Source organism: Tautonia rosea (assembly GCF_012958305.1).
In the GTDB taxonomy this organism is placed as follows: Bacteria; Planctomycetota; Planctomycetia; order Isosphaerales; family Isosphaeraceae; genus Tautonia; species Tautonia rosea.
The window spans coordinates 19,449-31,904 of the sequence record NZ_JABBYO010000008.1; the positions used below are offsets into that span (position 1 = coordinate 19,449).

At 66.4% G+C, this 12,456-nt stretch carries 13 protein-coding genes; 2 read left to right on the forward strand and 11 right to left on the reverse strand.

Annotated features, from left to right (window positions below; all coding sequences use genetic code 11):
- The first annotated feature begins 422 nt into the window (after positions 1-422).
- Both HG800_RS15135 and HG800_RS15140 read left to right on the forward strand, forming a co-directional pair.
- Positions 423-1,046: a hypothetical protein gene (locus HG800_RS15135; RefSeq protein ID WP_169977482.1), complete on the forward strand. Its 624-nt coding sequence runs from the start codon at positions 423-425 to the stop codon at positions 1,044-1,046.
- Between the two features lie 83 nt (positions 1,047-1,129).
- On the forward strand, positions 1,130-2,875 hold the full coding sequence (locus HG800_RS15140) for a flotillin family protein (RefSeq protein ID WP_169977483.1): 1,746 nt from the start codon (positions 1,130-1,132) through the stop codon (positions 2,873-2,875).
- Between the two features lie 75 nt (positions 2,876-2,950).
- On the opposite strand, the gene HG800_RS15145 is transcribed toward HG800_RS15140, so the two are convergent.
- The 11 genes from HG800_RS15145 to HG800_RS15195 all read right to left on the reverse strand — a co-directional run bounded on the left by HG800_RS15145 (position 2,951) and on the right by HG800_RS15195 (position 12,397).
- The gene (locus tag HG800_RS15145) at positions 2,951-3,622 is read right to left on the reverse strand and encodes a hypothetical protein (protein WP_169977484.1); all 672 of its coding nucleotides are present in this window, start codon (positions 3,620-3,622) and stop codon (positions 2,951-2,953) included.
- A 103-nt stretch (positions 3,623-3,725) separates the two neighbouring features.
- The gene (locus HG800_RS15150) at positions 3,726-4,751 is read right to left on the reverse strand and encodes a DUF1559 domain-containing protein (RefSeq protein WP_169977485.1); all 1,026 of its coding nucleotides are present in this window, start codon (positions 4,749-4,751) and stop codon (positions 3,726-3,728) included.
- A 269-nt stretch (positions 4,752-5,020) separates the two neighbouring features.
- Positions 5,021-5,260, reverse strand: coding sequence for a hypothetical protein (locus HG800_RS15155; RefSeq protein WP_169977486.1), 240 nt, complete (start codon positions 5,258-5,260; stop codon positions 5,021-5,023).
- A 380-nt stretch (positions 5,261-5,640) separates the two neighbouring features.
- Positions 5,641-6,426: an EscU/YscU/HrcU family type III secretion system export apparatus switch protein gene (locus HG800_RS15160; protein WP_169977487.1), complete on the reverse strand. Its 786-nt coding sequence runs from the start codon at positions 6,424-6,426 to the stop codon at positions 5,641-5,643.
- Between the two features lie 63 nt (positions 6,427-6,489).
- Positions 6,490-7,272: a flagellar biosynthetic protein FliR gene (locus tag HG800_RS15165; protein ID WP_169977488.1), complete on the reverse strand. Its 783-nt coding sequence runs from the start codon at positions 7,270-7,272 to the stop codon at positions 6,490-6,492.
- Positions 7,273-7,347: 75 nt separating this feature from the next.
- Complete coding sequence (locus HG800_RS15170; protein WP_169977489.1) at positions 7,348-7,614, reverse strand: flagellar biosynthetic protein FliQ; 267 nt, start codon at positions 7,612-7,614, stop codon at positions 7,348-7,350.
- A 38-nt stretch (positions 7,615-7,652) separates the two neighbouring features.
- A complete protein-coding gene (locus HG800_RS15175) occupies positions 7,653-8,621 on the reverse strand; it encodes a flagellar type III secretion system pore protein FliP (protein ID WP_206352286.1) in 969 nt (322 codons plus the stop codon).
- Positions 8,618-9,034 carry a flagellar biosynthetic protein FliO gene (locus tag HG800_RS15180; RefSeq protein WP_235963714.1) on the reverse strand — a complete coding sequence of 139 codons (417 nt, stop codon included), beginning with the start codon at positions 9,032-9,034 and terminating at the stop codon, positions 8,618-8,620. Before HG800_RS15180 ends, HG800_RS15175 begins: the two co-directional genes overlap by 4 nt.
- 249 nt (positions 9,035-9,283) lie before the next feature.
- Positions 9,284-9,850: a FliG C-terminal domain-containing protein gene (locus HG800_RS15185; protein ID WP_169977491.1), complete on the reverse strand. Its 567-nt coding sequence runs from the start codon at positions 9,848-9,850 to the stop codon at positions 9,284-9,286.
- A complete protein-coding gene (locus HG800_RS15190; protein WP_169977492.1) occupies positions 9,847-11,421 on the reverse strand; it encodes a hypothetical protein in 1,575 nt (524 codons plus the stop codon). Before HG800_RS15190 ends, HG800_RS15185 begins: the two co-directional genes overlap by 4 nt.
- Before the next feature lie 367 nt (positions 11,422-11,788).
- Complete coding sequence (locus HG800_RS15195) at positions 11,789-12,397, reverse strand: hypothetical protein (protein ID WP_169977493.1); 609 nt, start codon at positions 12,395-12,397, stop codon at positions 11,789-11,791.
- Between the last annotated feature and the right edge of the window lie 59 nt (positions 12,398-12,456).

Here is a 12,456-nt window from a genome sequence, read left to right on the forward strand (position 1 = left end):
CCGTCTCGGTGGCGAAGACTCCTGGGGGCGGGTGGCCTGGCCGGATGTGTGCGGGGACGATACATCGAGGCGGCGAGGCTGTCCAGTCGGATCAAGGACGATTGCAAGGACCGAGGAGGGAGGCGGGGCGGGCCGGGTGCCTCAAGTTGTTTCGCGATCAGGGTCAGCGAGCCTCGTCTCTGTTTCGGGATCGAGGGGGCCGAAGGGCGGGCGAAAAGGGGGCTCGACCCGGGAGGTCCGGGGACCGGAACGCACGGGGCGATTGTATCAGCTATGCTTAGGAGATCGCCTGGAGCGATTCCCGAGGTGGGGAACGCGGTGCAAGTTACGAAAGATCTGGGCGGGCGAGGCGAAGATCCTTCCCAAGTCACCTCAAAGGGAACCGATGATCCCGGCGTTCTGATTGGTTTGGAGCAAGGACGATGAGCACCTTTTTCCTGTTCTGTGCAATCGTGGGCGGGACGATCCTCGCGCTGCAACTGCTGCTCACCCTGTTGGGGGTCGGCGGCGACCTGGGGGGCGAAGGGCTGGACCTCGACCTCCCTGATTTGCCCGATGGAGACACCGGGGAACCGACCGTCGGGCACGATGCGGGCGGGTTCTCGGACCTGGCGAAGCGGATCACGTTTCAGGGCGTGGTGTCGTTCATCACGTTCTTCGGGGTCGGTGGACTGGCGGCGCAGGGTTCGGGCGTCTCGTCGGTGGGAAGCCTGGTGGCGGCGGTGGTCGTCGGGACGCTGGCGACGGCGGTGCTGGCGTTTGCATTCGCGGGCGTGCGGAAGCTCCAAGGGAGCGGCTCGCTGAGCATGAGCAACGCCGTGGGATCGATCGGCCGGGTGTACCTGACGGTGCCGGGGGGCAACGGAGGCGTCGGCAAGGTGTTCGTGACGGTTCAGGGGCGATCGGAGGAGGTCCGCGCCGTGACCCCCGGCCCCGAACTCCGTCCGGGAGAGGCGGTCGTGGTGGTGCATGCCATCGACGACCGCACGCTGGAAGTCGTTTCGCAATCGGCCTATGTGGCCAAGACCGCATCACTCGCAGACTGATCGATGGTCGGGTCGTCATCGACCGTTGACGAAACCGCATTGATCTTCACGACTGGCAACCTTTGACCCGGGGACTCGTCATCATGACGCTGCCGACTTCGATTCTCATCGCACAGGGTGCCTCGGGCACCAACCTGGAGGCGAACAACTGGTGGGTGATCGGCTTCGTGCTGTTTGCGATCGCCCTGTTTGGCATCGTGACGACGGCGCTGAGGTGCTACAAACGGTGCCCGTCGAACAAGATTCTGGTGAAGTGGGGTGCCGGTTCGGGCAAGCAGGCCGCCAAGTGCGTGCAGGGCGGCGGCGAGCTGGTCTTCCCGATCTTCCAGGATTACGACTACCTGAGCCTCGAACCGATCCAGATCGAGATTCCGCTGCGGGGGGCGTTGTCGTTCGAGAACATCCGGGTGAACGTGCCGAGTGTGTTCACGGTGGCGATCGGCTCGGACCCGCAGGTGCAGCAAAACGCGGCGATCCGGTTGCTCGGCCTGACCCGAGAGCAGATGAGCAGCCAGGCCAGCGACATCATCTTCGGCCAGCTTCGACAGGTGATCGCCTCGATGACGATCGAGGACATCAACCGCGACCGGGAGAAATTCCTGGAGAACATTCAGCTCTCGCTCGAACCGGAGCTGAACAAGATCGGCCTGGTGCTGATCAACGTCAACATCACCGACCTGACGGACGACTCGGGGTACATCGAGGCGATCGGCCGGAAGGCGGCCAGCACGGCGGTCAACCAGGCCGAGATCGACGTGGCCGAGCAGCAGAAGAAGGGGTCGATCGGCGTGGCCCGCGCCGAGCAAGAGCAGGCCGTCGAGGTGGCCAATGCCGAGAAGATCCGCGAAATCGGCACGAAGACCGCCGAACGCGACCGGATGCTCGAAGTGGCCGAGCTGAAGCGGGCGCAGGAAGTCGGCGTCGAGACAGCACGATTCCAGCAGCAGGCGGGCATCAAGCAGTCTGAGCGAGACGTGCGCATTCAGGTGGCCGACGCCGACGCCCAGGCAATCGCCGGCGAGAACACGGCGAAGGCGAAGGTGGCCGCCTCGAACGCCGAGCTGAACGTCAAGCAGGCCGAAGCGTATCAGATCGGCGAGACCCGCAAGCGAGAGGCCGAGGCCGCCGTCATCGAGGCACAGTTCCGTGCCCAGGCGAAGGCCGCGTTGGCCGAGGCCGAGAAGGTCGAGGCCGAGCAGCGGGCGAAGCTCGAAGCCCAGGCGAAGGCCGAGAAGGCCCGCGTGATCGTCGACGCCGAGGCCGCCGCCGAACGCCGACGCCTGGAAGCCCGCGCCGAGGCCGACGCCATCTTCGCGCAGCTCGAAGCCGAGGCCCGCGGCCAGTACGAACAGCTTGCCAAGAAGGCCGAAGGGTTGAAGGCGATCGTCGATGCCTGTGGAGGCCCGCAGGCGGCCTTCCAGATGCTCATGCTCGAACACCTGGACAAGCTCTCCGAGACGGCTGCGCAGGCGATCTCGAACATCAAGTTCGACAAGGTCGTCGTGTGGGACTCGGGGGCCAACGGCCACAACGGCGACGGCACGGGCACGGGGGCCACGGCCGGATTCCTCCGGAACATGGCGCATACCCTACCCCCGATGCTCCAGATCATGCAGGAGATCGGTGGCGTGAAGATGCCGGATTACTTCGGCCAGGTCGTCAACAGCGACTCCGACCGCTCGGAGGAGGCCGGATCGGCCAATGGCATCGCCCCTGAACCGGCCGGCGTCTCGGCGGGGTCGGGGTCCGAACCGAAGGGGAACCGCTCCGGCTCGGGTTCGAAAGGCTCGGGATCGGGATCGGGAGGCAATCGGCCGCAGAAGGGATAAGCCGATCGGCCTGTCCGACGGACCGCAATGATTGCCCCCGGGAGAGACGGCTCGCCGCTTTCCCGGGGGCTTTGTTCATTTCGTGGCGATGTAGGCCCGGGTCCAGATCCGGTAAATCCCGGCGTACTGATTCTCGACGGAGAAGCCGAAGCCGAGGAACTCGCGGGCGAAGTCTCCATCACCGCCGAGGAGCCCGTCGAGGGGGTAGCGTTTCTCCCGGTGGGCTTGCATAAAGTGGTCGACGAAGCGAGAGAGGACCTCGCCGAGCGGCAAGGGCTGCCGCCGCAACTCCTCGCCAAGCGGTCCCTCGGGGACCCGGAAGTGGTATTTCAGGGCGAACCTGGGGACGACCCGCAGTTGGGAGACATAGCGGTCGGCCGGGTCGGTCGATTCCCGGAAAAAGGCGGCGTAGTCGGTCGAGTCGAGCCACTTGACCCCCATCATGCGGAGCATCGCGGCGAAGTCGTCGGGCGAACGTCGCAGCGCGAAATAGACCGTCCCTCCCGCCGGTTCGTGCGACGGGGCTCCGGTGAAGGGGTGGCCGGAATGCGGCTGGACGCCGAGGTGTGAGGTCCGTTTCAGGGCGGTTGCGGGGGAGTCCCAGGGCATCACCGGGATCGGAGTGCCCGGAGGCAGACCGACGCCCATCGGGGCCCACTGGTCCAGATCACCCGGCTGGCACTGGGGAGCGCCCTCGGGCCAGACCTCGGGGGCGAGGCGGACGAACTCCTCGATCGCGTGGGGCATGGGTGGGCCTCCGCGCCGGCCCGGCGCTGGGAAGGGCGAAGTCGATCCGGATCGCCCGCGCGGGGCGAGGGGATCCGGAATCGGGAGCGGCTGTTGCCTCACCTCAGAACTGGTCGGCGCTGATGACCTCGCCCACCCTTCGGGTCGAGAGGGCCTGGTACACGGCGGGGAAGGCATTGCCGAAGATGTAGTCGCCGTCGCCGTTGAAGCTGACGCCGATCGGATCGTCGCAGCCGTTGCCGTTGGTCGGCCAGGTCTGGATGGTGTCCTTGATGAAGCGAACCGAGCCGTCGACGAAGGCATAGTTGCAGCCGCCGGGGTGGAAGCTGGCCGTGGCCTCGTACTTGACCCACCAGTAGACGCTGTCGTTGCAACGCTTGTAGGCGTTGGGCGGGAAGTTGGTGTCGAAGAAGGCGTCGGTCCAGAACCCGGCGTTCCACCAGAAGTAGCCGCCGTTGGTTTGCGGGAAGGCACTCACGGCTTTCTCGCCGAAGAGGAAGGTGTTGCTGGTGCCGTCTCGGATCTCGGCCAGCTTCACGGCGCTACCGTTGAAGAGTGTGCCGTTGTTGGCCTGGATGCGGCGTTGATAAAGCGCGGTGCCGTGCTGGGCGCTGAGGTGGGTCTGGTAGAAGGTGCCACGATTGCCGACGTAGCTGGTAAAGGCCTGCCGGGCCCCCGGGAACGACCAGTCGTAGTCGGCCGTGCTCAAGGGGGCGGAGTTGGCGGCGTCGGAGTCGCTCGGGCACCAGAGGGTCGAGATGCCGATGCCCGCGGCGGTGACGTTCGGCGGGTTCAGCCCGGCGACGGAGAAGTTATAGACATTGAATCCGCCCGCCTGCTCGAAGTAAGGGGCCATGATGACCAGGCTGTTCGCCCCCCACCAGAAGCCGCCGAAGGTCATGTCTCGGGCCGGCAGATGGCCCGGGGGCAGGCTGCCGAAGGTCGATTCGTAATTTGCCGCGGCCAGGGCAAGCTGCTTCAGGTTGTTGGTGCACTGCGCTCGGCGAGCGGCTTCACGGGCGGATTGCACCGCAGGCAGCAGGAGCGCAATCAAGACGCCGATAATGGCGATGACGACGAGAAGCTCGATGAGGGTAAATCCGCGACGACGCGGAGAAGGCCGGAACATGGAACGGTCCTTTCAGTGAGGACATCATCCGTGAGATGGAATCGAAACCAGGACGAAATGGGACACGAAGGTCCTTGAGGAAGATTGCGTCTTCCCATCGAGCACAACGCGCCGCGACACCCTCGTGGTGTCGGAACGATCGGGCCCGATCGGAGACGAAGCGTGGAGTTTCAAAGAGGGAGAGGTGAAGGGATCGGCAGGGTTGGCAGTTCGAACCGTTGTGGCCGAATGTCACGAACGGGTGTCACACGGTAAGGCCGTGGGAGCGATCAGCGGCCGCCACGGCCGCCACGACCGCCGCCGCGTGCTTCTTCGCCGCCGCCGCCGAAATCGGCAGCACGGCCGCCCACCGGGGCATCGGCGGCAGGAGCGTCACCCGAGGCAGGTCCCGTGGCAGTTTCAGGAGCAGGGGCCGGGGCCGCATTCTCCTGAGCACATCCGCTGAAGATGCCGAGTCCGAGCACGGCCGAGAGAACCCAAACGCGGGACCAGAGAATTCGTCGAGCCACGGATGATACCTCCTGAAGCGATTTTCGCATGAATGTCACACACCTCGGAACCGCCTCGACCGGGAGCGCGTTCTTTTCTCATCTCGTCAGCACAGGGGCCAGAGGCCCAACCGCTCACTGCGTTCGTTCCAGGCGGGATCACGAGGCCTTGATGCTGGGGAAAAAACGCGGACGTTGGCAGCAACGTGACCTCATCTTCTTCAAAGAGAGGACCGATTGACCAGAATACGCCGGTTCCCCCAGGTTCAATGAACCCCTCGATTATAGTGCAATCAACCAAGAACGCCAGCACCTCTCAAATCTCTGGATGCTATTGCTTCGCGGCGAACCTGATCTTTCGTCCACTCTGAAGCAACCGGATCGAGACCGGCGCAATCGGCTCAGATCGGGTCGGCGGCCGAGGTGGGCTCGGTCTGCCGAGGGCTGAGCTGGCGCTCGCGGGCGGCTCGGCGTCGGGAGCGGAGGGAGGGGTCGCCGTCGTTCGAGCGTTGCTCCTCGCGGCGTTCCTCGGGGGTCATGCGGAGCTGGGCGTGAAGCCGACGGTACTGGATGGCGTAGTGAATCAGGCCGATGACGAGCATCGCCAGGCCGAGCTGCAAGAGGGCGCCGTGCAAGGCCGCCGCCAGTGACCGGAGCATCGCGGAACGATCGGCCGAGGCGGCCAGCGGATCGAACCGGGCGAGGATCGACCGGATCAGCCACCAGGTCAGCACGATCAGGACCGAGGCCCGGAGCACGATTCCGAGAGCCCGGCCGAGGCGATCGGCGGGCGAGCCGCCCCGGGCTCCGGACCAGAGCCGAGCCGGATTGGGCAGCGCGAGCGACGGGACGAACAGCCCCCCCATCTGGAGTTGGTGCGCCAGCAGCGCCGCCAGAACCGGGGCAACGAGGACCCCCAGCATCGGCACCGCCACCGCTCCGATCGCTGATCGGAGCTGGTGAACGAAGACCTGGGGATCGGCCAGCCCCGGAGTCTCCCCCGCCAGCGCGGTTTGCATCAGACCGAGAATGGCGTCGATCAAGGGGCCTCCCGAGGCTCCCAGCACCGCCACGGCGGCCAGAATGCCGACGCTGGCCGTCAGCTCGGGGCTGTGGGGCAGCATGCCTTGCTCGCGAGCCTCTCGGAGCCGCCGGGGAGACGGCTCAAGCGTGCGATCGTCGGACATGGCAGGAACCTCGATCGTCAGGACGAAACACGACAGCGGATCAACGGGCGAAGCACAGCCGCCTCAGGAGCCGGGAAGCAGGGTGAGCCAGGCCGAGGCCAGGCCCGAAAGGATCCAGGAGAGGCCGATCAGCAGGAGGATCAGGCCGAGGGTCACACGCACCGAAAGCCAGGTCGTGAAACTCGACAGAGCCGGAGCGCCTCGGATGAGCACGCCGACGGCGATCTGAGCCACCAGTAAGGACAGGGCGACCGGAGCCGCCAGCCAGAGGGCCAGCCCGAGCGCCTGGCCGATACTCTGAAACAGGGAGTGAACCAGCTCGGCCTCGATTCTGCCGGCCGGAGAGGCGGTCTCCCCCTCGGGCACAAACCCGAGGGCGTAACTGTCGGCCAGGGCGATGGTCAGTCGGATCGGCCCGTCGAGCGCGGCGAAGGTGGCCAGCGCGATCAGGCCGAAGAGGGTGGCCAGCGGCGTTTCCATCCCCTCGCTCGCTTCAGGAGCGAGCGAGGAGGCAGCCGAGAGGCCAGCCTGGGTACCGATCACCTCTCCCGCCAGCCGCGCCGCGGCGACGATGAGGCCGGCCCCCACCCCCAGCACGGCCCCGAGGGCCGCCTCGATCAGCACCGAACCTCCCAGTGCGAGCGCATCGGCCGGGGCAGCGATCCGAGGCCCGACCATCGGCACGACGGCCGAGGCAATGAGCACGGCGGCCGCCATCTTGGTGCGAACTCCCACCCCAGAGGCCACCGCCAGCCAGGCCAGTCCCCAGACCAGGCCGCTCGATCGGGCCAGCACCAGGACGAACGACGACGGCCCGCCGGTCATCTGAAGCAAGAGGTCGGGCATGGGAGCCTCGGGACCAGAAGAACGCTCGGGAGATCCGTCGGGAGGACCTCGACGGCAGGCAAAGGGAGGATGCGGTCAAAGCAGATCGGGGAAGCCACCGAAGGCCAGGGCCGCGAAGTCGAGCCAGCGCGCCAGCAGCCAGGGGAGCAAGAGGACCGAGACGGCGGCCACCCCGCCGAGCCGAGCGACCAGGCCGACCGTCGGCTCGTTCATCTGGGTCATGGCCTGGGCCATCGCGGCCAGGACACCGATGATGAGCGCCACCCCGAGCGGTCCGGCCGCAAGCAAGACGGCCACGCGCAAAGCTTCCCGGGTTGCGCCAAGCAGTACGGAATCGTCCATCAGTTCATCCTCGACGGGTGAACAATTCTGGGAATCTTTTACCCACCGGCTCCCGAAGACCCCAGCGCGAAGGTCCGCAAGAGGCCATCGGCCACCAACCACCAGCCATCGACCAGCACGAACAGGGCCAGCTTCAAGGGCAAGGCCACCTGAGCCGGGGGGAGCATGATCAGCCCGGTCGCCGCCAGGACGGCCGAAACCACGAGATCGACCACCAGGAACGGCAAGTAAATGAGGAAGCCGATCCAGAGCGCCGTGGTGAGTTCGCTGATCAAAAACGCCGGGGCCACAACCCGCAAGGGAGGCGAAGCGACCGGCGAGGGGCTTCCGTCTCCGTTGGTCTCTGCCTCGGTCGCGATCGGGTCTGCGGCCGCATGGACGGAGAGGGCGTCGAGATAGTGACTGTGGCCGGTTCGGTGGATCTGATCGAGCATGAAGGTTTTGATCGGTCCGGAGCCGACCTGCCAGGCCTCCTCGACCGGCAGCTCGCCATCGGCGTAGGGGCGGATGGCGTCGCGATAGACGGACTCGGCGGCGGGAGCCATGACCATGGCCGTGAGGAGCAGCGAGAAGACCGTGAGCACCTGATTGCCGGGGACCTGAGGACTTCCGATCGCCTGACGCAGCAAAAGCAAGACGATGTTGATTCGAACAAATGCCGTGGCCATCAACACCGCCACGGGAGCGAGCGAAACGGCGGCAAAGAGGCCGACCGTTCGGGCGACGCGCTCGACCTCGGCCCGAGCCGTGGGAGGGTCGGCCGACGTGTCGTCCGCAGGAGTTGAGGACGGATCGGACCCGGCGGCAGGATCGACGGTTGAGTCAACCGAGCCGGACTCGAAGGCGGGGGCCTCGGGGTCGACTCCGATCTGAAGGATCGCGGACGCCATCGGCGTGGTGTCGAGTGGCGAGGTGGCCGCCTCCTGTCCGGTGGAAGCGGACGAGAGCGCGAACAGCAAGGCCACTGACATGCACACACAGGCAGATCGAACGATGGTTCGTTTCATTTGCAATCGTCCTGCAATGCGTCGCCGGGGTGGTGCGAATTGGGCGTTGAGGGGGAGGGGTCGAGTTCCCCGAGGAGCGATGGGGCTCCCTGCGGGCCGACGCCGACGATCAGGGTCCGATCGCCGGCTCGGAGCAAATAGACCGCGTGCCTTCCCGTCAGATGAGCCCGGCCGACCACGCGCAAGACCCCCGCGGACCCTGTCGGTTTTCTCCGGGTCCCGAGCACGATCCCAACGCCGACGATCGCCAGGACGGCCGTGAGCACAAGGCTCACGGTGGCTGGGTCGCCAATCCCCCCCCTGCCCCGCAACGCCTCGGCGGCCGGAGCGCCGGGCTTGACCGCCGGTTCCTGAGCTGCCAGTGCTGGGGCAAGGATCAGGACCAGCAGGAAGACCAGACTCGGCCGGGCCATTCGGGTCGAAGATCCACGGTGGTCTGCGCCTTGCATCATCGTGCGCCGGTCGGTTCGGGGGAAAAACGGGCGGGGATGTCGCGATCGGGCGATGAAGACCATGATTGATTCGCGTCGTGCGGGCTCCGGTCGCTCGGCATTCTTCGACGATCGTTCGGCCCCCTCACCCGGCCTTGCGGGCACCCTCTACCCGGTGGGCGGGGGAGAGGGATGAGCATGCGTAGGGTCCGTCGTGCAGGAGGTACCCTACTAGACGAAGATGGACTCCCGGCCGGCGGGCTCGGGGAGGGTCAGTTGTCCTCGGTCGTGCAGGCGGCGGAGGTGCTCGGCCAGTTCGGACTGGGCCGACTCGGCATCGTCGAGCCGAAAGGGTCCAAGGGATTCCATGGTCTGGTGAAGGGCGGTGGACGACTCGGGCGGCAAGGCCTCAAGCACCTTCTGGCGTACGGGACGAGCGGCACCGGCGAGGGCCAGGGCCCAGACGGTCGCGTCTTCGTCGTGGTAGGCGGTCCGAAGGTCGCGGTCGCTGAGCTTGACCACGTCGTCGAAGGCGAACCAGAGTCGGCGGAGTCCGAGGTCGAAGAACTCGTCGAGCACGCGGCGCTGCTCGACCGGGTCGATGCGGTCGAGCCGGGCGATCTCGAGCGTGACAGCCTCGACGGCGGCGCGATCAAGCTCGGCGAGCAGTTTCGAGGCGAGGGGTTGTTCCAGGCTCACCACGAGGATCGCCGCCTTGCGGATGGGGGGGATCGGATCGCCAGGGCGGCCAGAGGTTGCTGAGACATGCTCAGGACCGTCAAACGCGGTTGTGCTCATGTGTCTGCTCCCTGTTCAACCCATCGTCGGAGCACGGCCGCGGCCGCGGAGGGATCACTCCTGACCAGTTCTCGGACACGATCGGCCGGGCCAGGAGTGTCGTCGTCTGGCATGGGAGGCAGATGCGGACGAGACGTGCCGGCCATCGCCGACGAGGCACGCAAGGCGGGCCGACGGCCGGAGAGCCAACCGCTGGCCGCGGCAATCAAAGCAAGCCCGGCCACGCCTCCGAGCACGGCCGCGGGGACCCACCAGAGGGCAGCTTCCTGGCGAGCCTCACGCACGATCGGGCGCGGCGTGTCGGGTTCATTGGGCAAGGGTTGCATGAGAATCTGCACACGTCCGAGCGATGTCTCGGGAATCACGTGAGCAATAATCGTGCGCACATAGTCCTCGGTGAACGCGACGAAGCGATCAATCGCGTTTTGCTTTGGCTCGCGAGCGTTGAGAAACGCATCGTGCCGCGCCAGGTAGTACGAGGCCGGAACCTTGACCAGCACATTCGCCCGAGCGGGAGGCGGCTCGGCGGGGACCGGGCTCGACGCGGCGGGGGGTTCGGAGGCCATCGATTCGGGGGGCGGATCGAGCGACAGCGGGCCGTTCGGAACCACCTTAACGATCATCGACGAGGAGGGGGGAGCGGGCGAAGCGAGCGGAGTCGGCTGAAACGTAGGGGCGTCCTCGTCGATCGTGGGGACGACCGGCGCGGGAGGATCGGAGTCGATCGGCGTGTCGAGGCGAACCTCAACCAAGGCGCCGTCGATGACTGGGGAGAGCTGTTCGGCAATGGCCGCTTCCCAGCTCCGGGCCAGGGCTTCGGCTCTCATGCTGCGGGCGAAACCGGGGTCTCCGGCCTTGAGCAAGGCGTCTCCCTGGGCGTCAATGATGGTCACGTCGTCGGCCTTCAACTGGGTGAAGGTGGCGATGACGTTGAGCACGCGATCGACGGTGGTGGGTGAGAGGGACCGGCTGCGATCGGCCCGGAGATGGACCCCAGCGCGGGCGGCTTCAGGTCGGGCGAAGGGGCGGCCGGGTTTCGGCATCAGGACGACGACGGCCGACTGGATGCCGGGGATTTCCTCCAGGGCACGTTCGATTTTGCGGGCCTCGGCGCGGAGATGGATCTCGGTCCGTTCGGTGGCGTCGGCCATGAGAGGGGGGCGAGTCGGGTCTTCCACTTCCTGAATCAAGGCACGGCGGCTCAACCCGAGCTGGTCGAGCACCTTGAGCGCCTCGGCGAGACGGGCGGGAGGAACGGAGACGCGACCCCGGTCATCGGCCTGAGCGTCGATTCCCTTGAGGGCCAGCTCGTTGAGCAGGGCCTCGGCTTGATCGGGAGGAAACGCTCGACCCTGATCGAGCCACTCGGTCTGATCGGCTTTGGGGGTGAGCAGCGACGAGGAGACCAGGGCAACGATGGCGACGAGAATGGCGAGCGCGGCCACGCGGTAGGGGGCCTGCTGTCGATCGCGGAGCCAGCCTGAGAGCCCCTTCAGCCGCTCTCCCAGCCGACGCCTCCCGGACCCCGGGGCTGATCTGGCCCCGCCCGGCTCGCGATCTTCGCTCCGCATAATCGCCCCGCCCTTTTTTTTGCTCGATCCGCGGTGTGCAAGGCTCGAACCGAATCGAATGATTCAGAGCCAGGCCATCCGATCGGATGCGACCACAGCGATGCCTCGGGGTTGAAGGTGCTCATCGAGGACGGCGAGAGCCGGCCGAGCGCCATTCATTCCGAGCGGAGCGAGTTATCCGACAAACCCCGGGTCTTGTCAATCGCGGCAGCAGGTCCGGGGAAAATGCGGGCGGGGCGGCCTCCCGGTCAGGAAGGCCGCCCCGTAGGTGCGGAATCAGGAAGGTGGGTTCATGCTCGATCACAGCGTCGGAAGCACTGCTGGCAGGGCTTTACGATGCGATCGCCCGAATCGTGGTACCACTCGATCAGCGGGTGGTGCCGAACAGCGAGGAGCCGAGACGGCCGTAGGCGCTGGGGACAACCGGGGCCTCGGGGGCGATGTCGGTTTCCTCAGCAGGAGCCGGCTCCATCATGCCAGGAGCGGCAGGAGCAGCCTGGCCGGAGCCGTAGGCCTGGCCGGTGCCATAGACAGCGCCGGTGTACTGAGCGGTCGGGGTGACGAGACCCTGGCCGGTCGGGTAAACGGCGTGGCCGTAGTCAACGACCTCAGGGGCGCAGCCCTTGTTGTGGTGGAGCATGCCGAGCAGGCCGCCACCAACGCGCTTCTTCTTCAGAACCCACTCGTACTCGTAGCACTTGGGCGGGATCTTGGGCAGTTCGATCTTCGGCAGGCAGATTTTCGGCAGGCTGATGTGGGGGAGCTTCAGCCCACAGTGCTTGGGGGCCGGAGCGCAGACATCACCATATCCCTGGGCCGTGGGAAGAACACCCTGGCCGCTCGGGGCAACGTGCTGCGGAGCAGCCACAACCTGCGGAGAAGGCATCAGGCCGCCGTGGCCGCCAGCCAGGGCAACGCCACTCGTGGAGGCGAGAGCGAGGGCCAGGCAGACGCTCAAGGTCAAAAGCTTCGACATGGGAGAGCAATCTCCTCAAAGATTCGGTCTGCACGCGATCAACATGGCCGATCGGTCGG